Source organism: Sporosarcina sp. P16b (assembly GCF_002743065.1).
GTDB lineage: Bacteria > Bacillota > Bacilli > Bacillales_A > Planococcaceae > Sporosarcina.
Window position 1 is genome coordinate 1 of sequence record NZ_PDYO01000002.1, and the last position, 22,032, is coordinate 22,032.

Annotated in this window: 24 protein-coding genes; 5 read left to right on the top strand and 19 right to left on the bottom strand. The window is 46.1% G+C overall.

The features are described 5' to 3' along the window. Positions 1–585: 585 nt before the first annotated feature. Positions 586–1,035, bottom strand: a complete 450-nt coding sequence (locus CSV77_RS03025; protein WP_099631278.1) for a transcriptional regulator — start codon at positions 1,033–1,035, stop codon at positions 586–588. Between the two features lie 157 nt (positions 1,036–1,192). Then, positions 1,193–1,519, bottom strand: a complete 327-nt coding sequence (locus tag CSV77_RS03030) for a hypothetical protein (RefSeq protein WP_099672248.1) — start codon at positions 1,517–1,519, stop codon at positions 1,193–1,195. Between the two features lie 172 nt (positions 1,520–1,691). On the opposite strand from CSV77_RS03030, the gene CSV77_RS03035 reads away from it, so the two are divergent. The 3 genes from CSV77_RS03035 (at position 1,692) to CSV77_RS03045 (ending at position 6,520) form a co-directional block, all read left to right on the top strand. Beyond that, positions 1,692–2,117 carry a helix-turn-helix domain-containing protein gene (locus tag CSV77_RS03035; RefSeq protein ID WP_099672249.1) on the top strand — a complete coding sequence of 142 codons (426 nt, stop codon included), beginning with the start codon at positions 1,692–1,694 and terminating at the stop codon, positions 2,115–2,117. A 90-nt stretch (positions 2,118–2,207) separates the two neighbouring features. Further along, positions 2,208–3,782: a hypothetical protein gene (locus CSV77_RS03040; RefSeq protein ID WP_099672250.1), complete on the top strand. Its 1,575-nt coding sequence runs from the start codon at positions 2,208–2,210 to the stop codon at positions 3,780–3,782. Then, positions 3,779–6,520 (top strand): DEAD/DEAH box helicase, encoded by a 2,742-nt coding sequence (locus CSV77_RS03045; protein ID WP_099672251.1) that lies wholly within the window; start codon positions 3,779–3,781, stop codon positions 6,518–6,520. The genes CSV77_RS03040 and CSV77_RS03045 overlap by 4 nt, the downstream gene beginning before the upstream one ends. Before the next feature lie 51 nt (positions 6,521–6,571). Here the strand turns inward: CSV77_RS03045 and CSV77_RS16840 are convergent, their stop codons facing one another. Beyond that, on the bottom strand, positions 6,572–6,730 hold the full coding sequence (locus CSV77_RS16840; RefSeq protein ID WP_158232010.1) for a hypothetical protein: 159 nt from the start codon (positions 6,728–6,730) through the stop codon (positions 6,572–6,574). 331 nt (positions 6,731–7,061) lie between these two features. Further along, the gene (locus CSV77_RS03050; protein ID WP_099637238.1) at positions 7,062–7,475 is read right to left on the bottom strand and encodes a single-stranded DNA-binding protein; all 414 of its coding nucleotides are present in this window, start codon (positions 7,473–7,475) and stop codon (positions 7,062–7,064) included. A 244-nt stretch (positions 7,476–7,719) separates the two neighbouring features. Between CSV77_RS03050 and CSV77_RS03055 the strand changes: the two genes are divergently transcribed. Further along, positions 7,720–8,172: a YwpF family protein gene (locus CSV77_RS03055; protein ID WP_099672252.1), complete on the top strand. Its 453-nt coding sequence runs from the start codon at positions 7,720–7,722 to the stop codon at positions 8,170–8,172. Between the two features lie 548 nt (positions 8,173–8,720). On the opposite strand, the gene CSV77_RS03060 is transcribed toward CSV77_RS03055, so the two are convergent. The 8 genes from CSV77_RS03060 to glpK all read right to left on the bottom strand — a co-directional run bounded on the left by CSV77_RS03060 (position 8,721) and on the right by glpK (position 15,187). Further along, complete coding sequence (locus CSV77_RS03060) at positions 8,721–9,101, bottom strand: hypothetical protein (RefSeq protein WP_099672253.1); 381 nt, start codon at positions 9,099–9,101, stop codon at positions 8,721–8,723. A 90-nt stretch (positions 9,102–9,191) separates the two neighbouring features. Beyond that, on the bottom strand, positions 9,192–9,587 hold the full coding sequence (locus tag CSV77_RS03065) for a hypothetical protein (protein WP_233189620.1): 396 nt from the start codon (positions 9,585–9,587) through the stop codon (positions 9,192–9,194). Between the two features lie 81 nt (positions 9,588–9,668). After that, complete coding sequence (fabZ, locus tag CSV77_RS03070) at positions 9,669–10,106, bottom strand: 3-hydroxyacyl-ACP dehydratase FabZ (RefSeq protein WP_099672254.1); 438 nt, start codon at positions 10,104–10,106, stop codon at positions 9,669–9,671. A gap of 53 nt (positions 10,107–10,159) precedes the next feature. Further along, positions 10,160–10,750: a DNA-directed RNA polymerase subunit beta gene (locus tag CSV77_RS17080; RefSeq protein ID WP_233212159.1), complete on the bottom strand. Its 591-nt coding sequence runs from the start codon at positions 10,748–10,750 to the stop codon at positions 10,160–10,162. Positions 10,751–10,773: 23 nt separating this feature from the next. Then, positions 10,774–11,607, bottom strand: a complete 834-nt coding sequence (locus CSV77_RS03080) for a flagellar hook-basal body protein (RefSeq protein WP_099672255.1) — start codon at positions 11,605–11,607, stop codon at positions 10,774–10,776. Between the two features lie 40 nt (positions 11,608–11,647). Further along, entirely contained in the window at positions 11,648–12,472 is an 825-nt protein-coding gene (locus CSV77_RS03085) for a flagellar hook-basal body protein (RefSeq protein ID WP_099672256.1), read from the bottom strand. Positions 12,473–12,548: 76 nt separating this feature from the next. Beyond that, on the bottom strand, positions 12,549–13,550 hold the full coding sequence (mreB, locus tag CSV77_RS03090) for a rod shape-determining protein (protein ID WP_099672257.1): 1,002 nt from the start codon (positions 13,548–13,550) through the stop codon (positions 12,549–12,551). A gap of 143 nt (positions 13,551–13,693) precedes the next feature. After that, positions 13,694–15,187: a glycerol kinase GlpK gene (gene glpK, locus CSV77_RS03095; protein ID WP_099672258.1), complete on the bottom strand. Its 1,494-nt coding sequence runs from the start codon at positions 15,185–15,187 to the stop codon at positions 13,694–13,696. 41 nt (positions 15,188–15,228) lie between these two features. Here glpK and CSV77_RS17445 point away from each other — a divergent pair, with 41 nt between their 5' ends. Then, complete coding sequence (locus tag CSV77_RS17445) at positions 15,229–15,879, top strand: hypothetical protein (RefSeq protein WP_483315660.1); 651 nt, start codon at positions 15,229–15,231, stop codon at positions 15,877–15,879. Positions 15,880–15,941: 62 nt separating this feature from the next. Here CSV77_RS17445 and CSV77_RS03100 read toward each other — a convergent pair whose 3' ends face one another. From CSV77_RS03100 to atpD, 7 genes are all read right to left on the bottom strand, one after another. Then, positions 15,942–16,214, bottom strand: coding sequence for a sporulation transcriptional regulator SpoIIID (locus tag CSV77_RS03100; protein WP_029053436.1), 273 nt, complete (start codon positions 16,212–16,214; stop codon positions 15,942–15,944). A gap of 109 nt (positions 16,215–16,323) precedes the next feature. Next, positions 16,324–16,980, bottom strand: a complete 657-nt coding sequence (locus CSV77_RS03105) for a M23 family metallopeptidase (RefSeq protein WP_199203696.1) — start codon at positions 16,978–16,980, stop codon at positions 16,324–16,326. A gap of 30 nt (positions 16,981–17,010) precedes the next feature. Further along, positions 17,011–17,841 carry a stage II sporulation protein D gene (spoIID, locus tag CSV77_RS03110; protein ID WP_233212160.1) on the bottom strand — a complete coding sequence of 277 codons (831 nt, stop codon included), beginning with the start codon at positions 17,839–17,841 and terminating at the stop codon, positions 17,011–17,013. A 203-nt stretch (positions 17,842–18,044) separates the two neighbouring features. Beyond that, the gene (gene murA / locus CSV77_RS03115; RefSeq protein WP_099631262.1) at positions 18,045–19,340 is read right to left on the bottom strand and encodes a UDP-N-acetylglucosamine 1-carboxyvinyltransferase; all 1,296 of its coding nucleotides are present in this window, start codon (positions 19,338–19,340) and stop codon (positions 18,045–18,047) included. A gap of 505 nt (positions 19,341–19,845) precedes the next feature. Continuing rightward, complete coding sequence (locus CSV77_RS03120) at positions 19,846–20,079, bottom strand: DUF1146 family protein (protein ID WP_198166009.1); 234 nt, start codon at positions 20,077–20,079, stop codon at positions 19,846–19,848. Between the two features lie 77 nt (positions 20,080–20,156). Beyond that, on the bottom strand, positions 20,157–20,561 hold the full coding sequence (locus CSV77_RS03125) for a F0F1 ATP synthase subunit epsilon (RefSeq protein WP_099631261.1): 405 nt from the start codon (positions 20,559–20,561) through the stop codon (positions 20,157–20,159). A gap of 24 nt (positions 20,562–20,585) precedes the next feature. Continuing rightward, the gene (gene atpD, locus CSV77_RS03130) at positions 20,586–22,001 is read right to left on the bottom strand and encodes a F0F1 ATP synthase subunit beta (RefSeq protein WP_099631260.1); all 1,416 of its coding nucleotides are present in this window, start codon (positions 21,999–22,001) and stop codon (positions 20,586–20,588) included. Between the last annotated feature and the right edge of the window lie 31 nt (positions 22,002–22,032).

Below are 22,032 nucleotides of genomic sequence, written 5' to 3' on the forward strand. Positions count from 1 at the left end.
ATTCACTTTAGAATTCATGTAAGTCCTCCTTGGTTATTATTAGGGGTCAAGTAGTCGATGCCTTGACACCCCCGAATCATACCAAGGGGACTTTTCTATTTCAATAGGGCTCCACTAACCAAACAGGAATGCTCTGGGAGGATCAGCGTGACAGGTGAAACACCCGGCGAAGCAAAGCGGAGCGGTGTGGTTCACCGCACGCCCTCCAGAACGCGTCCCCTCCGAAGCGCAAATCCCCACCCCAAACCCCCGTCATCCCTTAACGATTTAACAACCCCTAGTTCATTAGATTCATTTAATTATCTGAATGTTTCCAATCTATCGAAATAGGTTACAATAGGAAGTAATAGGGTCAGATGGCTCTTATTACATAAAGGAGTGATGAGCGATGAACTTGGACAAAACGATTGAGTTTACATGGCAGGACTTTGCACTTGGCCTCGGTGGATCGGGACTATTCGTAGTGGCGCTCCATTTCCTTACACTATGAGAAAACGTATAACACAACGCACATAAAAACACCTCAACGTCGACGCACATAGATGTGCTTCCAATTGAGGTGTTTTTATCGTTTTAGTGTGATAATCAAATCATTCGCAGTCCTTCCATCAACTCCTTGAACAAGAGCTGGTTTTTCGTTTCTAACGCATAATCTACCATTCGTTCCCAATTATCTTGCTCCAACTTCTCCACCAAACCGTCCGCTTCACGCATGTACTCTTCCTGTAGATGGCCTTCCAATTCCATCGCTCCTTCGAGTATAGTCGACAAATGCAAATGTAAATCGGAAACTAGTAATAATTGATAAAGTGGGATTCGTATAAATCTGTTACCTCGCTGAAAGACGAATACTTCTCCTAAGTTTTCAATCTGCAAACTTTTCGTATTTACAACGATTTCCTTCCCTTCTGCGGGGATAAACTGGAACACCTCGTCATTTCGCTTAATAGAGAAATATTGATAAGCGAATACAAGGCGTAAGTTAAATTCTTCTTTACTGGTAAAAAATGGCTTGATCCGCTGTACGACTAGCATTTCTTCCCCCTCCTCTTCATTAATTTGAATTTTCCGATTATTATTAATATATCACATTGAAGAGGATTTTGTGCATGATATGAGTCGGAAACCAACTAATATACCAAGAGAATTTTTCAGAAAACGGTCATAGCGGTGAATCACGCAGTCTTTCGGGTTATTCATCATGCCCCACTAGAAAAGTTTTGGACACCGGCTGATACTCGATGTTTCTTTCTTTTAATTGTTCCAGTAATTGTTCGCTTGCATCTACATTCGTTTTCTCGTAAGAAAAAATCATTTGGCTATTTGCGTACGAGATGACGACTTGTTCGAATTCCATCTCATCATGCATGACGTTATATAAATATGAAACTTTCCCGTTTGGATCATGGACAGATTTTTCGGAGTACTGTTCGAGAGATTCGAAGAAACGTGGTTCACTTGTGCTAACGGGTTCCGGCTTTTGTAAACGGTGCCGCAATTGTGGAAAGTGTAAAATCAACTGCACTCTTTCTATCGCTTTCGCCTACTTTCTCTTTTTTACCACAATCTTCTCACAATATTGTAGAAAAGCCTTGAAATTGCTAATTCGTCAATTCGTATTGCCTAAATGACAATTTTATGAAATACCGGATTATTTTCTTATACGATGGCGAGAAAAACGGGTGATGACAATGAGTTTTGGAACACAATTACGAGAATATCGCGATGAGTATTTACATATTTCACAAAAACAAATGGCTGAGGATCTCGGAGTCGACGGGGCGACGATGTCTAGATACGAATCGAGTGAACGGGGTTTCCCGATTGATTTGGTGCCGCTCATTAAGGAAATCTATAACATACCGAATGATATATTACTTGCGATGATTTTGGACAAACCGTTAAAGACGGTGCGCCCTTTTTCGAATCAGACGCTCGACAGTACCGCCACGTACGAAAAAGGGTTTCTTACGCAGTACGGATCGCTAATTGACAATGAGCCACTGTTGAAAGAATTTATTTTACGAGCTGATTCATTGGACTACGAAAATCGCCAGTTGCTGCTGTCAGGCATGTTGAACCTCATGCAGTTATTCGAAAATCAAACAAGTAAATGAAATCCGATTGTTTTTATGCTCCTCAAGTTGTGGTAAAGAACCGAAAAAAACGGTATAATAGGAGGAATGCTTAAGTAAGGAGTGGATTCGGTGGCCATCACTATTGAACGAATCGCAAATATGCACGACTCACAAATTGAAGAATTCATGAATCATATTAAACATACATTTCAGCCGTCTGACCCTGCACAGGCGGAAATAATACGCAAAGCCGCTTCACTTGTACGTATGAACGCAATCGGTGCGTATCGCTACACCGAAACCGAGCAATCCTTAATGGCAAATATTTCGGGTACAGAGTCGGAATTCGCACGTCTTTCTTTCATGACGATGGAGCCGTACTGCACATGTGCTGACGGAGACTGGTGTGCGCATCAGATCTCTGTCGTCTTTCATTTGTACTCGCAGTTTCATTCATTATCCGATTGGCTGAATACGTGGCGCCAGTCAGGAACTGTGCAGACACAATTGTCGATCAATGAACGGACACCGGAAGCTTGGTTAAACGCATTATCCGTATTAGTGAAGCCGCTTAGCGAGTTGAATGCGAGTGACGGACCGACTGGATTCTTGCATTATGCTTCCAAAATTGAACACCAGAAGACGCGGCTTTCTCCTTTTGAATGGGAATGGAAGCCGCTCTTTTCGCTGTACTATCAACTAACCTTATTGCGAGCAGCATGGCCTTTCCTTAAAAACGAACTATCGGCGAACGATTCCTATCATTACGGCAAATGGCAGCTGACGATTTGGCTCAATGAGCAGATGTCCGAAATGAAAGCTAGCATTAAACAGTTAAGTACGAAATCGCGTCTATTTGAGACGGACGCCTTTCACACGAAGCTCAAAGATTTGATTCATTCGTTCGCAATGGACGAAGATGGTTTATTCTCGAAGCGTTTTGAAGCGTTCCGTCTTGTCTATACTGAGCTGTATTCCGATGAAGCCGAATTGACACAGGAGATTGAACGCCTGCAAAAAGAAACGGCAGCAGACGCGCCATTATTCCGTGCATTTCTCTATTTGACGTCGGGACGTTTTGACGAGCTCGATGAGGAACTGAATACTCTAGACGCTACCGCTGTTCCTCAGTGGTTGGCATTTGCGCTCTATGCGAAGGAAGATGAGGATTTTGATATCGTGCAGTCAATTATGTTGCAACTGCTTCCTCATTTAGCCGAGCATTATCAGCAACTTGCGACGCGTAACCGTTCGGCTTTTGCCGAAGATATCGACGAGTTGCTGGCGCTATCTGATGTTTCAGAAGAACAGCGCGATCAATTGTTCCAATCGTATGGACCGGAAGCCAGTCGTGCATACGGCAAGTTTTTATTCGAGCGCAATCGTTATGCTGAATGGGCTGCGCTTATGCATTTGACTCGCGGGTCAGTCGACATGATCGACAGTTCGGCAATGAAAACAGCACTTGCGGAAGATTCGCAAGCGGTTTTCCCTCTCATGCATGCTGAAGCTTTGAAATTAGTCAAAGAGAAAAATCGCGATAGCTATCGCCGTGCAGTGCGTTTATGGAAGCAAATGAAGACGGCTGCGAAGCGCGATGGCCGCAATGAATTTTGGAACCGCTATGTCCATACAGTCCGCGAGCAATTTCCACGTCTGCGTGCACTGATGGAAGAGATGGAGAAAGGAAATCTACTTCTATGACCGATTCGAACATCTTACAACTTTCATTAGAGTTAACATTACAAGAAGGACAAGATGGTATGTTCATCGTGTCTGCAAACGTCGCAGGTGAAACGCGCAAGATTGATGCGGATATGCTCGTGTCGTATTTATTTTATTCGGATGAACCTACGATGTACGGCATGTTGGTGGAGCAGCGTGATAATTGGCTCAATGTATCAATTGATATATTGCTGCGCTTGTTCTCGGCTGGTAGCCATCCGTACGTGCAATACTCTGGTGCGACCTCTAACGATCAACAAATACTTACAGACATTCGCGAAGCAGCGACGTTATGGAAAGACCCTGCGCTGTTTTCATATGTTGAAGCGAGTGAGTCTGGATTGTCGTTTAATCTCGACAAGACCCATTTATCTGAGCAGGCGGGACGGTATATCTCGCTTGCGATGCGTGGACAGTTGGCGACGCTCGGTGTCTCGATGGCAGACTTCCCTGCTTTGTTGCCGCACTTTCAGCAGTATGGATGGCCGAATACCGAAAAGTCGAAGTTACCGTTCCGCGTAGCACTTCGTTTGACGGAGCCGGATATCGATGAGACGGATTGGTTGCTTGAGACGATTCTAATTAGTGATCGCGGTGCACAGTGGTCGCCGGCGATCGGCAAAATAGCAGGATCGATCGAAAATGCTTTACCTGCAAAACGTAAGCCGTACGCGGAGGAAATTGAAGAGCGTCAATCCGAGATGGTCGGGATTTTCCGTTCCGTCGAATGGTATGAACCGCGACAGTTCATGTATGTGCCGCTAAATGATGCACAAGTGCGGATTTTCATTCAGGAAGATCTACCGCTATGTCAGGCGTTTGATTACCCGGTTATACTACCGGCTTGGTTAAAGACCGTGACAGAGACGAAGTTGAAGATTCGGACGTCTGCCGGTATGCAGTCGTATCGTTCGTCAGCGAGTCTCGATCAAGTGTTGTCGTTTGATTGGCAGTTTTCACTCGCCGGGGAAAAGATCGACAAGGATCAGTTCCAGAAGATGGTCGATGAGAACCGCGAGTATATTCGCGCGGGCGATGAGTGGTTCCATTTGGATCCCGCATGGCTCAAACGAATACGCGAGTTGATGGAGCAAGTAGACGATGGTGAATGGACAGTGAAGGATTTGCTGTTCAATGAAGTGCCGGAAGAAATTGTGCCTGTCTATGATGAAGAGGAAGAAGACGATCCATTAGTAGCATTTTCGATGCAGCAATCTTTGCGTAACGTGATGAATATGCTGCATGACAAGAAAGGTTTGCCGCCCGTTGCGGTACCTAAGACGTTGCATGCCGAGTTACGTCCATATCAGCAAGAAGGTTTCGAGTGGCTCCATTTCATGCGCGCCAATAAATTCGGTGCAGTGCTGGCGGATGATATGGGACTTGGTAAAACCGTACAGCTCATCACGTATTTGCTATATGTGCATAATTTACCCGAAACCGACTCCCCTTCGCTGATCATTTGCCCGACAAGTGTTATGGGTAACTGGCAGAAAGAGCTCGAACGTTTCGCGCCTTCTTTGACAGTACACGTACATTACGGGACGAATCGCGCGCGTGAAGAGCAGTTTGCGGAAATTATGAGCAAGCGTCAAGCGGATATCGTTTTAACGACGTATGGTACCGCCACGCAAGATAGCGAGATGCTGTCGATGTATGAGTTTGCGAATGTAACTATTGACGAAGCACAAAATATTAAGAACTTGCAGACGAAGCAGTCACGGGCGATCCGGAAGTTACGCGGTGTGCATCATATCGCGTTGACGGGTACGCCGATCGAGAACCGTTTATCGGAGTTATGGGCTATTTTTGATTTCATTCATAAAGGATATCTCGGCAGTTTCCGTAAATTTAACGAAGAATTCATCGTGCCGATTGAGCGTGATGATCTTGAAGCGGAGAAACGGAAATTGCGTGCTCGAATTCAGCCTTTCATGATGCGTCGGACGAAAAATGATCCGGAATTGCGTCTGAACTTGCCTGAGAAACTCGAGCAAAATGAATATGTCCCACTGACTCCAGAGCAAGCGGCATTGTATGAGAGTTTTGTTTCGGAAACGAAATTCAAACTCGAAACTCTGACAGGATTTGAGCGCAAAGGCTTGATTTTGAAGATGCTCAGTCGTTTAAAACAATTATGTAATCATCCGGCATTATTCCTGAAAGAACCGCCAGCCCCTGCTGCCGAGTTGACGAAGCGATCCAATAAAATGGCGCGAATCGTTTCGATGGCAGCGGAGATTGCGGCGAACGGTGAGCAATGCTTGATCTTCACGCAGTATATTGGCATGGGGCAGATGATCCGTCAGTGTTTGTCCGAGCTACACGGGATTGACGTGCCGTTCTTGACGGGTAGTATGCCGAAAGGACAACGTGATGCATTGGTCGAGGCGTTCCAAAACGGAGAGTTCCCGATTTTCATCCTGTCATTAAAAGCTGGGGGCACCGGCTTGAATTTGACGCAGGCGAATCACGTATTGCACGCAGACCGTTGGTGGAATCCGGCTGTGGAGAACCAGGCAACCGATCGTGCGTACCGTATCGGGCAAACCAAATTCGTGCATGTGCATAAATTTGTAACGGTTGGGACGATCGAGGAAAAGATTGACGAGATGCTCGTCGAGAAAGCAGCGTTGTCAGCTGATTTGATTCATTCGAGTCAATGGTTGACGGAGCTCAATGATCGAGAGCTCGAGGATTTGCTGACGTTTAATTGACATAGTAATCACTAGGACCTGTATCGAACGTTGATGCAGGTCTTTTTGCATTCATTTTACATCGGAGGGAATGAGAAAGGGGTTTGTTTTGATCGTTTCCAGGTAATTGATGCGCTCGTTCAGATTGGCAATAATGCGGATCAGCTGGCCAATCTGGTCTTCGAGACGCTGAATATCTTGTTTCTGCGCGACTGTAGGTGTGCTGTGCATGTGGGCTTCATCCTTTCTATGAGCGGGTATGTATTCCGTCAGCCCGCCAAGTGGAAGTGGTCTCCGACAAAAACGGGCGACGGATGAGTTGGCGTAAAATTGATTCAGTTCCTATGCTGAATGTACTCCCGGCATCACAGAGGATTGGGTCCCCACCCGCTCTTGCTTCTGCCGAGTCATGCTAGTTGGCGAATATGCTTGTAGTGTCGTGTAATTTTCTCTTTTCATTTCTCTTTAATTGTGTGTTATCCATCTCTTTTCAGGAATTGATCAGCAACGGATGTGCGACGGCGGATATGCCTTTTAACTTCCCCTTTCATTTTAGATATTGTTAGAAAATAGGTAGTGCCGTTTCGGTTGATTTCGCTTCTTCAAAACGTTCGGGCTCAGTAGATGACTGCGTTTTCATTTCTGACTGTTGAGGTTTGGATGACTTCGAAAGAAAGCGGATGTCGTTGCACATGACTTCCATGATATACACTTTCGACCGGTCTTCCCGTTCGTAGTTCCGGGTCTGAATGCTTCCACTGACGCCTACGAGCGATCCTTTGCCGCAGTGACGGACTAGGTTTTCGGCGGATCGTCCCCAGACGGAGCACGGCACGAAGTCGGTTGCTATTTCCCCGTTTGCGTTTTTGAAGCTGCGATTGACTGCGAGGGCGAACGTAGTATTGACACGTCCTGACGAGTGTTCTTTTAATACGAGGTCTTTGGTGATGCGCCCTACTAAAGCCACTTGGTTCACGAGTTTGTTCCTCCTTTCTTTGTGCTGTCCTTATCGTAATCTACATGGGATCATTATGGCAAAGTGGCAAAATTGAATTTTAATGCGATTTTCGGCGTAGTTTTTCAATTTTCATTCGAAGGAGTTTTTGGACATTCGCGGTACTATGCGATTTCCACGTGACGAGGTAAATGGCATTATTGAATAATCGAGTATTTCAAGATTTTTATGCTATACTTGGGAAAATTGTACCGAGGTGATGGGATTGAAGACGTTTAAGATGATTTCGGTGGAAGTGGTTCAAGAGAGCGGCGTGCTTGCATTTCCACTGTTTGACGGCATTATCATCAACCAGGAGAACAGTCACCGATTGTGGGTGCTTGAGCTGTTCATTGATGCCAAGTATAAGGATATTATGGAAAAGTGGAAAGCGGAGGAGACGTTGCTGGCCGTACGCGTCGTCATTTCGTATCCTGGCAACGAGCCTGCTTCGTTCGATGTGGCGGTTGAAAACTGGCGTCAGATTGGTGACCGGATTTCTGTGTTGATGAAAGGACGTCTGAAGCGCGTCCGCTCGAAGTATCCGGAATATCTGCTTGAGGAGTTGTTGGATGAAGGTTTGGAGGGCGATGCGTTGCTCGAGCAATTCCAAACGGCCATGTGGGATCGACCGAAGTTGAAGCGCGATATGGAGATGGATGAGAAGACGAAGTTGTGATGGTTGGGCTGCCCTTTTTGGGGTGGCTTTTTTTGTGTTTGGTGGATATAGAGCGGGTGTACGGACTCATAGAGCGGGTAACGCGCGTCATTGAGCGGATAAGCACACATCGAGCGCGCGCGGACTTACATAGAGCGAATAGCGCGAGCGATAGAGCGGGTAACATGACATATTGAGCGCTCGCGGACCTGCATAGAGCGGATCACGCGCGTCATTGAGCGGATAAGCCAGCACATTGCACGCGAACTTACATAGAGCAAATAGCGCGAGCGATAGAGCGGGTAATATGACATATTGAGCGCTCGCGGACCTGCATAGAGCGGATCACGCGCGTCATTGAGCGCACGCGCACTTACATAGAGCAAATAGCGCGAGCGATAGAGCGGATAACATGACATATTGAGCGCTCGCGGACCTACATAGAGCGGATAGCGCGGGACATTGAGCGGGTGAAACACATTGTGCGTGCGCAGACCTGCATTAAACACAACACATATAAAAACGGCCCAAGCATTTAATATGCAGGGCCGTTTCTATAAAGGTGGGAATCATCGTACTTTACGATTTTCATCGCGCAATACGCCGTCAGGAGCCGCGTCGTTGCCGTTCGTGTTACCGTTGAGGTTATTGTCATCACGAGCGCCATTGATATCGTTGTTGTCATCGATCATTTCATCACGGGTTCGATCTAGGCTTTCGCGCGTGTCCTCCATGATGCCATCACCGTTGCCGTTCATGATGCCACGGTCATTGTTGTCGTCAAGACCGTCGAGATTTGGGCCCATGCGTTCGTCACCGTTAGGCGTGTTGTTACGTTCCGTCTCCTGCATAGGCGTTTCGTTATTGCTTGGTAGTGCACCGTTGTTTGTGTTACATGCGGTTAGAACGAGTGCGGAAGCAAAAACTACGGGCAGAGCTTTTCTAATCATAAAAAAATTCCCTCCTTTTTTACGAGCTGTGAATCATACGTTTTGGTATGTTCATCGATAGCTTGTGCGGAAAGGAGAGAACTATTCGTATTAATTATTCGTATGACCTGATGTGGTTTCCAATACGTTTTGAACGTATACGGCTTCCGCTTTGCAGCCATAATCATAATAGGTGTCGAGATTTTGTTGTAAAATTTCAATTTGCGCGATCTGCTCTTCCGTTGGTGGATCGTTGAGGATGCGAATTAGTACTTCCTCCACGCGCTCCGCTAACTCTTTATGGAAATCGGGATCTACTTTGACGTCGTCAGGAATCTTGTCGTACCAAAGTGCTTTGGTCGTAATGTATTCCCGCCAGTTCGCGTAAAATTGTTCGATGTTATATTCTTCTGCAGACCAGCCAATTTCACTCATATATTGTTCGAATGATTGAGAAATGGAACGAGTGATGCTGCTCTTAATATTTGGAGAAAGCTTTTTTAACATGCTGTAGTATACCCTCCCACTGTATGCCCATACTGGCATTCCAATGATTATTATATCAATATTTAGTACGGCATCATGATGTTATGGCTCTTGGACGGGTCCGAGTGCGAACGTAATATCTGCTTCACATGCCACTTCGCCTTCGACGGTTGCGATGGCTTTTCCTTTACCAATTGTTCCACGCAAGCGGACAATTTCTACTTCGAGACGAAGCGTGTCGCCTGGTATGACTTGACGCTTGAAACGGCAGTTGTCGATGCCGGCAAAAAACGCTAGACGGCCTTTGTTTTCTTCTTTTTTAAGTAAAGCGACCGCGCCTACTTGGGCGAGCGCTTCCACGATTAAGACACCTGGCATAACCGGGTAGCCCGGGAAGTGGCCGTTGAAGAAGTCTTCATTAATTGAAACATTTTTTAACCCGACTGCGCGCTTGCCTTCTTCGAGTTCTTCGATGCGATCGACGAGCAAGAATGGATAGCGATGCGGGATGATTTCTTGTATTTGTTGAGCGTTCAGCATGAAATTTGTCTCCTTTATTCCAGAGGTTCTGAAGAATTCAGATGTTTCTGTCCTTATTTACCGTTCATGATATCAAAAATATGCTGCCATGTCTCTTTTTTGAAGACATCGCCTGCTGAGCCGTCACCGATTACACTAAAACCAACCATTGTACCTGCTAGGGCTGCTAAGACAATCAACAACAGTATCAGTAGCAGTCGCAGCCAGATGGGAATCATGCGCACTTGAACCCAGCGCATTTCGCTTATCGGTTTTGTAGCCTTTTTAGAACGTTCTTTACGTGGCCATTTTGACGTAATCTTCGTCCAAAATGTCGCGTCCGTTTGTTCTGATGCAGGTAGTTTTTCTACAGGTTCCGTTTCGACTAGAGGTGTTTGTTCTACTACCTCTTCTGAAGCGTCAGGAGCTTCTTCTAGCACTTCGGCCTCCGTTACCGACTGAATATCTTCCGGAAGTTCTTCGTCTATCGTAGGAGGCTCTGCAAGCGTTATGGCCACTTCGTCCGTTCCAGATGTAACGACCGGATCTATTTCCGTAAGCTCAATCGGATCTTCCATTTCTGTCGGTTCCGGAGTCTTCAAGGGCTCGAATGGTTTCACCGGTGAGAGTGGTTCTGTTATTTTTTTGAAATTTTTATCTGTCATAGTAAGTACTCCTATTGCACGCGTTAGCGAATGCCGTTAATTAAGCCCATCATCTGGTCCGCCATGGTTACGGAACGCGCATTGAATTGATAGGCACGTTGCGTCGAGATTAAATCCGCCATTTCTTTTTCATACTCTACGTTGGAAGTTTCGAGCGCTTGATTTTGTAAGCCAATCTGATTTCGTCCAGCACCTGTCAATTCCGTCAATAAATCATTTGCTGTCAGTCCGATTGCCGCTAGATCTGTGGGCAAACCAAAGCTGGTTGCCGAAAGCTGAACCATTGAATCAGGCTTTTCTAAGACGGTGACACCTAGATTAAATTCCTGCGTTCCTTGTGGTGTCGTGACTTGCAATACACCATTCGGACGAATTTGATAATCGGTTGCTTGTCCTGAAAAGACGATTGGACGGCCAGCGCTATCTGCTACTGCGAGTCCTTCTTCATTAACTAGCGCATTATTGCCATTTGCAGTCGGTGATAAGTAGAAATTCCCTTTACGTGAATAAATCATTTCTTCTCCGCCGTCTGTCGGCTGTATTAAATTAAAATGTTGTTTCGGCTCCGTTAACGCAAAGTCTAGCTGACGGTCCGTTAGTTGGACAGAGCCTACTTTCCAGTTCATCTGCAGGCTACCGAGGTGCGCGCCGGTGCCCATTCGAATGCCGAAATCTGAGCTGCGCTCGGCTTGATCTGCTTTATCATTATTCATTTGTTGGAATAAAAGTTCCTGGAATGTAGCGGCCGAAGACTTGTATCCATGAGTTCCGACGTTCGATAAATTGTTGCCAATCAAGTCGAGACGGTGTTGCAGTTGGTTCATCGTATTCGTCGCTGTGGTCATCGTGCGAATCATTACAGGTCACTTCCTTTACGCATGCTTCTATATGTAGACATTAATTGACTCGTCCTACTTCATTGACTGCTTTTTCCATACTGCGGTCATAGGCTTGCAGAATTTTTTGATTGGCTTCAAAAGCACGGTAGGCTGTCAGCATATCTGTCATCGAGCGCGCGGCATCGACGTTGGAATCTTCAAGAAACCCTTGTTGCAACGTGTATGTACCGCCAGTTGGTAACGCATTTCCGTCGATTGTCGTGTAGAGTCCGTTATCTTGTTTGGATAGAGTGTCCGGACTGTCAGAGTAAGCAATACCTAGTGTCGCGACTTCCGTTTCGCCTGCGAAGATCGCTCCTGAATCCGTCACGCGAATATCATCACTTGTCAGTTCGATCCGATTGCCCGCATCGTCAAGGACGTATAAGCCGGATGGATTGGTTAGGTACCCTTCTGCATTGACAGTGAAATTGCCGTTTCGTGTGTAGAATTGACCGCCGTTCTCGCCTTCTAGCGTGAAGAATACGGTTCCCGCAACACCTGTCTCTTCATTTACTTCCATCGGTCCATCCACTAATGCGATATCAGTCTTCTGTTCCGTTTCACGCAACTGTCCTTGCGCAAATAATGGCAAAGTTTCTTGCATATAAACACCTGTCGACAGTTCGCCTACTTTGGATAGATTCCTAAAGTTCAAGCCTTTTTCCGTCGGCACGCGCATCGAATCTAAGCGAGACATCAACATGTCAGGGAATGCACGAATCGTCGACTGCTCCGCCTTATAGCCCGGTGTGTTGGCGTTCGCGATATTATTTGATAGCATTTCTGTACGGCGCTGCTGTGCAATCATGCCTGATCCTACTGTATAAAAACCACGAAACATTTCATTTCACTCCTTTGCATATTCATGTCGAATAATCGTTGTTTTTAGTATACACTACTTACCGCCTGATGGTAGGTCAAATTATGCGTGTTGATCTTTTACCATCCCACTCCATGAGCAAGGCCGTTCCATCTATAATACAAGTGAGCCCATTTTCCGCAATGAATACCGGAACTTGGAGATGTTCGGATAATAACGTATCTATTCCCGGAAGCAATGCACCGCCACCGATTAATAGGATGCCGCGCTGTGCAATATCCGCAGCAAGCTCCGGTAGTGTTTCTTCCAGTGCATTCCTTGTCGTCTCCACGATTTTACTAATCGGCAAACGCAATGCCTGATGAATCTCTTCCGCCGTCACTTCAATTGTTTTCGGAATACCTGTCGCGAGGTCGCTACCGTGTACGTTCAAAGCATTCGGTTTCTCCCCATCCGTCAACACAAGACCCATGTCTTTTTTCATTTGTTCTGCTGTTTTTTCTCCTATATACACATTATGTTTTTTTCGAATATGTTGGATGATACACTGATCAAAATGAAGGCCACCGATATTCGTTTTTTCAAACGAGACGATTTCTCCCATTGAAAGAACGGAAGCATCTGTCGTGCCTGCACCGAGATCGACTATCATATTGCCTGAAGGCGTAGATATATCCATACCTGTGCCAATCGCCGCCACTTTTGATTCTTCCTCAATGACGACTTGTTTGGCTCCGGCTCCCATCACCACTTGGCGGATCACACTTTTTTCCACTCGCGTCGTATCCGCTTTACAGCCAATCGTAACGTGAGGTTTGATACGCCGGCTTTTTCCTAGCGCTTTTTCAAGGAAGTGCCTGATCAACACACGGGCCATTTCGAATTCCGCAATGTTCCCAGCTTTCATTGGACGTATGATATGAATATATTCCGGTGAACGACCAATCATTCGATATGCCTCTACACCAAAGGCCACAGGTTCATCGGTACGTTTATCGATCGCAATGACGGCCGGCTCATCGATGACGAGACCGTCGTCTTTCACATATATCAATACATTGGCGGTACCCAAGTCTATCCCAATATCTTTTGAAAACATCGTGACCTCGACCCCTTCCTCGTACGTCCTGTCTGATAACACTCATTAGCTGTTTATTATATCATATTTCTACTTTATTTGGCAGTGTTCGAGGGCAGTCGTCAAAACGAAAAGCCGCCAGCAAGTTAGCGGCGGCTCATGATTTATTTAAAGGCAATCGTTGCATGAATGGCTTTTTGCCACCCTTTATAGAGATCTTCACGTACAACTTCTTCCATATTAGGCTCAAAAGGTCGGTCGAGACGCCAGTAGTCTGCGATTTCCTTGCGATCCTTCCAAAACCCTACCGCTAGCCCCGCAAGATAGGCCGCGCCAAGTGCCGTCGTCTCATTGATCGTCGAACGCTCGACTGGCACATTCAGTAAATCTGCTTGAAATTGCATGAGGAAATTATTGTTCACTACTCCCCCATCAACCCGTAACGTTTTCAATGAAATCCCAGAATCCGCTTCCATTGCGTCCAGCACGTCTTTCGTTTGATACGCGAGTGACTCAAGTGTCGCCCGTACGAAATGCTCCTTCGTCGTACCGCGTGTCAGGCCGAATACTGCGCCTTTGACGTCGCTGTCCCAGTACGGCGTGCCGAGCCCGACAAATGCCGGTACAACGTAGACACCGTCAGTAGATTGGACGCGCTTCGCATAACTTTCGGTTTCCGACGCTTTACGGAACATACGCAGTCCGTCACGTAGCCATTGAATCGCGGAACCCGCAACGAAAATACTGCCTTCCAGTGCATACTCCACTTTCCCATCGATTCCCCAAGCGATTGTCGTCAGTAAACCGTTTTCAGATGTCACGGCTTTATCTCCTGTATTCATTAGCATGAAGCAACCGGTACCATAGGTGTTCTTCACCATGCCGCTTTCGAAGCACGCCTGACCGAATAAAGCCGCCTGCTGATCACCCGCAATGCCCGCGATCGGTGCTACGTGACCGAAAAAATGCTTGGTGTCTGTGTGCGTGTAGATTTCGGACGATTCGCAGACGGTTGGCAGCATCGTTTTCGGTACGTCTAATAGGTTGAGTAGTTCTTCATCCCACTGCAGGTCATGAATATTGTACATGAGTGTACGCGATGCGTTGGAGTAGTCGGTTACATGCGCTTCGCCACCGGATAGTTTCCAGATGATCCATGTATCGATGGTGCCGAATAACAAGTCGCCGTTGTTCGCTTTTTCACGCGCCCCTTCTACGTTGTCCAAAATCCACTTTACTTTCGTCCCGGAGAAATACGAATCGATCAGTAAGCCCGTTTTCGCTCGGAATACATCATGATGTCCAGCTGCTTTTAGTTCTTCACAAATGTCAGCTGTCTGGCGGGATTGCCAAACGATCGCATGGTACACGGGAGCGCCAGTATGCCTATCCCAGACGACGGTCGTTTCGCGTTGATTGGTAATACCGATCGCTTCAATTTGCGTGGCCGAAATGTTTTTTTCAGAAATGACCGCCGCAATGACGGATAGAATCGAGCTCCAAATTTCATCCGCATTATGCTCCACCCAGCCAGACTGCGGAAAATACTGCGTGAATTCCTGTTGCGCCGTGTGAAAGATGTTGCCCTTTTTATCGAATAAAATTGCACGTGAGCTCGTCGTACCTTGATCGAGTGCCAGAATATATTTTTTCGTCATGATGCATTCCTCCCGTTTGCTTTGATTGGTGTTTATTATACATGTTTTTGGATTGGGGGGTGGGGGGATGCATTGAGCGTTCGTGGACTGGCTTTGAGCGGGTGGCGCGGGCGATTGAGCGAGTGAGGAAACACATTGAGCGCACGCGGGCTTACATAGAGCGGATAGCGTGCACCATTGAGCGGGTGAGGAAAAACTTTGAGCGCTCGCGGACCCACATAGAGCGGATAGCGCGCACGATTGAGCGGGTGAGGAAAAACTTTGAGCGCTCGCGGACCCACATAGAGCGGATAGCGCGCACCATTGAGCGGATGAGGAAACACATTGAGCGCTCGCGGGCTTATATAGAGCGGATAGCGCGCACGATTGAGCGGGTAAGGAAACACTTTGAGCGCACGCGGACCCACATAGAGCGGATAGCGCGCACGATTGAGCGGGTGAGGAAAAACTTTGAGCGCTCGCGGACCCACATAGAGCGGATAGCGCGCACAATTGAGCGGGTGAGGAAACCCATTGAGCGCACGCGGACCCACATAGAGCGGATAGCGAGCACGATTGAGCGGGTAAGGAAACACATTGAGCGTCCGCGGACCCACATAGAGCGGATAGCGAGCACGATTGAGCGACCCCCCCTCCCACCCCAGAACACAATCCATCAAACAAAAGCTATCCAGATACATTCCTCTGGATAGCTTTTCATAATTTTAGGCTGTTTGTATAGATACAGTATATTACGGCTTCATTTTCAGTGTGGCTAGGCATCTGCTTTTTGTGCTTCGGTTTCATTTTTCCATTTTTGACGGGTGGCTTCTCCTCCGCGCAGGTGGCGGATGGATTTGTGGTAGGCCAGAATTTCCGCGACTTTCCGTGACAAGCATGGATCTACATTTGGCAATCGTTCGGTCAAGTCTTTGTGGACCGTGCTTTTGGAGTAGCCGGTCGCAGTGGCTAGCGCGCGCACTGTCAAGTTGGTCTCGATCAGTAGCTTGCCCAGTCGTACGCAGCGTTTTCTAATTTGCTCGTGCACGCCCTCTTCCTTTCTCTATTCACTCCTTTGACTAATGTAGTCTATGCGAACATGTATCAACATATGAAAAAAGCCATTCCGGGGGCTGGAATGGCTTGAGTGCTACGTATTAAAATGCTAGGAAATCGTGTGGGTTTACAGATACGCCATCTTGCTGGATTTCAAATTGCAAGTGGACGCCTGCTTCAGGGTTCCATTCATTCTGAGTGGTCGTGGCAAGCACTTGTCCTTGTTGGACGACGTCGCCTTCTTTAACGAGTACGCCCGTTAATGAACCGTAAATCGTCGTCTTACCATCCGCGTGTTTCAATCTAACTTCTGTTCCTTTGAATGAATCCACGATGACTTCTTCGACTGTTCCACTCATTGCCGCTACGGCTTCGAATGGTTCACCCTCCATCGATAGAGAAAGTCCTTTGCTGGTGACGTACGTCTGGTTGAATACGAGTAGTGCTTTCTCACGCACTGCTTCGTCTGCTTCTGCATCATAAAATTCTTGTAAGATGGCGACTTGCTCTACTTTGCTTTCATCGAATGGATACTTCAGTGTTTCTTTTGTTGCGTTTGTTTCTACCGTACCGCTTTCTTTTGGCTGATCTACTTTTGCCACTTCAGACGGGACAGAATCTTCCGTCGTCAATGCGGTGTATCCCCATACCATGCCGATGAATAAAAGCGCTACGCTCGTATAAATGGCAGGCCAGAACCAGCCGTTCTTCGTTTTCTTGTTCTCCTGAGAAGGGGCCTTTGGTTTTTCTTCTCGCATATTCATCACCTCACTTGCATTCTTTGCAAGTTACGGGGATTTTAAACATCGATCTTCAGGTAAATTTATTTTTTGGATTTTCGTGCCTGTATAATAGTGTGACACGATTTGATCTGCGGTCCATCCTTTTTGTGCGAAGGCTTCTGCACCGTATTGACTCATCCCGACGCCATGGCCATAGCCAACGGTCGTAATATGGACGATTTGGTTGTTAATGTCATACGCAATATTGAAATCAGTTGAAGCCAAATGAAGTTTTTCTCGAATTTGCCGTCCGCTCGCTTCATATTGTCCCGCTATGATTTTCTGGACACGTCCGGTTTGATTGCGGACAAGCTTCAGCTCTCGAAATTGATTGGCGCCCCAGTTGAAACCTAGTTTCCGATTCCATTCGGTCAATGTTAGTTCTTGCTTGCGCTCCACGGTAGGCGCTACCTCTTCTTCTCCGGGACTTTCAACGCTCTGCAAATATTCGACCGGATTGCCGCTGAAGTTTTGCGCGGCTTCCGTTTTGCCATTAGATGTAGAGAAGAACATGGCCGATATAATTTCTTCTCCGTACACAATAATTTGACCTTGCGTCTCTTTCGCAGCCTGGCGAACTTTCTTTTCATTGTCCTTGAACGACTTGCCCCAGCGCTCTTTACGTTCAGCTTCCGTACGGTAAACTTGCGCGGAGACATCTTTAGCAATCGGCTTGATTCCTTTATCGGTGTTTCTGGCGGCATATGTGCGGGCTGCAATGACTTGCGCTTTCAGTGCTTCTGGATGAAAATCGGCTGGCATCTCACCTGCTACCACTCCGACCACATACTCTTCAAGCGGAATCGGCTCGTCCACACCTATGACTGTGATCAGCACATCGCAGTACTTCTCCTCTCGTTGGTCTACCAGTTTGAATTCTGGCGCTTGTCTTACTAGAACCGGAATAAAAAATAATGTGAGAATGATGAATAAAAGCAATAGTTTTTTGTACATACTGGACTATATGTTGTGAGGAGATTGTGTATTCATCGTGAAGAATGAAAAAACCATGAACAGCAAACTGTTCATGGCTTCGATCTTTATACTAATTGAGATTCCGTAACTTCTTGTTCAGTTGAGACACGTGTTATGTCTGCACCTAGTGCTTTGAGCTTCTTATCGAAGTCTACATAACCGCGATCCAAGTGAATTAATTCAGTCACACGTGTCACGCCTTCTGCTACGAGTCCGGCTAGGATGAGTGATGCAGCGGCACGCAAGTCTGTGGCTGCGACTTCCGCACCTTGGATTTTTGAAGGACCTGAAACAATAACAGAACGTCCTTCGATTTTTACATCCGCGTTCATACGGCGGAATTCTTCAACGTGCATAAAACGATTTTCAAATACAGTTTCCGTTAACACACCGATACCGGTAGCTGTTAACATCAATGCCATCATTTGTGATTGCATATCAGTTGGGAAACCTGGATGCGGCATAGTCTTCAAATCGACTGCCTTAAGTGGATGATTCGCTCTCACACGAATTCCTTCATCCAACTGCGTGATTTCTACGCCCATTTCCGTCAATTTGGAAATTAATGCTGTAGAGTGTTCTGGTACTGCGTTGTCGATTGTCACGTCTCCACCCGTAATGGCTGCAGCTACCATGAATGTCCCAGCTTCGATACGATCGGGAATAATATGGTGAGTCGATGCATACATTGTCGTTACACCTTCGATACGAATATTATCCGTACCCGCACCTACTACTTTACCGCCCATTTCATTAATGAAATTCGCCAAGTCGACGATTTCAGGTTCTTTAGCAGCGTTTTCAATGATGGTTGTACCTTCAGCAAGAGCAGCAGCCGTCATAATATTTTCTGTTGCGCCTACACTTGGGAAATCCAAGTAGATTTTTGCGCCTTTTAATCGGCCGTTTACTTTCGCTTCCACATGACCATGTCCAAATGTAATTTCTGCTCCCATCGCTTCGAAGCCTTTCAAATGTTGGTCAATAGGTCTTGAACCAATTGCACAGCCTCCTGGCAATGCGACACGCGCGAATCCGTTACGCGCTAGTAACGGTCCCATTACTAAAATGGATGCGCGCATTTTACGTACAAATTCAAATTGTGCTTCGTCCGCTAGTCTTCCACGTGAATCTACGATGACTTCCCCTTTTTCCGGATCATGCGTGATTTTTGCGTTCAAACTTTTAAGCACTTCATTAATCGTCCGTACATCTGATAGATTTGGAACGTCACGAATGACATTCACTCCTTCAGATGCTAATAAAGCAGCAGCCAAGATCGGTAATACCGCGTTCTTCGCACCTTCTACACGTACGTTCCCTTGTAAAGTCCGTCCGCCGTTAATAATAATTTTTTCCACCAGTAGCCCCTCCGAGTCCAATTTATCCTTCACCCACAGCCTATTATCAGTAATCGTCTATAAACATTTTCATTGGTGTTGCAGTTCATTTGTTAAATTCAAATTCCACATATAAAACATATACTATTGTACCTTGGAAAACCTTACTAAACAAGTAACTTCCGGCGCAGTTTTGTGTTATTTCTTGCGTGATGTAGTATATGTGGGGATCTGACACAAAGTGATTGCATTTGATCATTCATTTATAGCAACATTACTGTTATTACCCGCTAATTTTACATTTTACACGCAATGGGTGATATTTTTATTACATGTATATTACAGTTTAAGCAAAATAGAAAGCGTTTTGAGATTTACGTCTCAGTTGTTGACAAGCAGTGAATTATTTAGTCTTTACTTATTCATGTAAAAAAACCACACCATATCTTGAACTTCTGTTTTAATTTCCTTCAGCTAGAGTTCTGTATTCCGTCGGTCATACCGATAGAGCTTCAGCTGGAGGAAATCAAAACCAAGTTGCCCATCTTCCTGACCAGTAGGATATGTCTAAAAAGAATTTTGATACGGTGGAGCCGATAGCAATACTTAACAAAATAAACAAAAGTTGTGTTTGGAACACGCGGTTTTTCCGTATGATGTTTTCTGGCAAGATTGCCTGTAGAGCGACGAAACTTATGCCGATGAAGAATATATGCGATACGATCGCGAGTAATGGATTGCTCCCTAGCATGCTGTCCATCGTTTCCACTCCTCTTTTCTAGGATATAGAGAAAAAGGGCAGACAGAGATTGTCTGTCCGCCCATTTCATTTATAGATTAAATACGTTGCTCATACACTTGCATGCGGTTGATAGCACGTTTTAAATCAAGCTCTGCTAATTTTTGACTAAGGGCGTCAGTTTTGTTCTGAAGATCTTGTTCAGCCTTTTCAGCAGCTTTCTTTGCACGTGCAATATCAATGGACTCAGCCAGTTCCGCACTCTGTGCCAATACAGTGACAACTTCAGGACGGACCTCGATGAAGCCTCCGTGGACTGCGACTGTTTCTGTTTTGCCATCTGTTTTTAGGCGAAGTGCACCAATTTGAAGCGGCGCGACCATCGCGATGTGACCGGGTAGAACCCCGATCTCACCAGCTTCGGTAACTGCAATCACCATGTTCGCATCCATTTCAACAACAGGGCCGTCGGGAGTGACGATATTCACTTTGATTTTACTCATTTTTTTCCCTCCTGGTCCCTTTTCTTAGACTTCTACACCCATTGCTTTTGCTTTTTCGATAACTTCTTCGATACGTCCAACTAAACGGAAAGCATCTTCCGGTAAGTGATCATACTTACCTTCTAGAATTTCAGCAAAGCCTTTGATTGTTTCAGGAACTGGAACGTACGAACCTTTTTGTCCTGTAAACTGCTCAGCAACGTGGAAGTTTTGTGACAAGAAGAACTGAATACGACGCGCGCGATCAACGACCTGCTTGTCATCTTCATCTAACTCGTCCATACCTAAGATTGCGATGATATCTTGCAATTCACGGTATCGTTGAAGAGTTGTTTGTACTTCACGTGCTACACGGTAGTGTTCCGGTCCAACGATTTCTGCACTCAATGCACGTGAAGAAGAAGCTAGTGGATCAACAGCTGGGTAGATACCCATCTCTGAAAGTTTACGCTCCAAGTTCGTTGTTGCATCTAAGTGAGCGAAAGTTGTTGCCGGAGCTGGATCCGTATAGTCATCCGCTGGTACGTAGATTGCTTGGATCGATGTAACCGATCCTTTATTTGTAGAAGTGATTCGCTCTTGTAACTGACCCATTTCAGTTGCCAATGTCGGCTGGTAACCAACCGCAGAAGGCATACGTCCAAGAAGTGCAGAAACTTCAGAACCTGCTTGTGTAAAGCGGAAGATGTTATCGATGAACAATAGAACGTCTTGTCCTTGCTCATCACGGAAATATTCAGCCATAGTCAAGCCAGAAAGTGCTACACGCATACGTGCGCCTGGTGGCTCGTTCATTTGACCGAATACCATTGCCGTTTTCTTGATAACGCCTGAATCTGTCATTTCAAAGTACAAGTCATTTCCTTCACGCGTACGCTCTCCAACACCAGCGAATACGGAAATACCACCGTGTTCTTGTGCGATGTTGTTGATTAATTCCTGAATTAGAACTGTTTTACCAACTCCAGCACCACCGAAGAGTCCGATTTTACCACCCTTGATGTATGGTGCTAGCAAGTCAACTACTTTAATTCCTGTTTCAAGAATTTCTACCTCTGTAGAAAGGAATTCGAATGTTGGTGCAGAACGGTGAATTGGGTCACGTTGTGAATCAGCAGGAACTGGCTCACGCAGGTCAATTTCCTCACCTAGTACGTTAAATACACGTCCGAGTGTAACGTCGCCGACTGGAACAGAAATTGGTGCGCCTGTATTAATAACTGACGTACCGCGTTTCAGACCATCTGTCGAGGACATCGCAATCGTACGAACTGCATCATCACCAAGGTGAAGTGCTACTTCTAAAGTCAATACTTCAACCACTCCGTTGGAACGATCGATATTAACCTTCAATGCGTTATAGATCTCTGGAAGTTGTCCGTTTTCAAACTTTACGTCAACAACTGGACCCATAACTTGAAGAATATGTCCATTACTCATGCTTTTCCCTCCTGTCTTACTGTTTCAAATC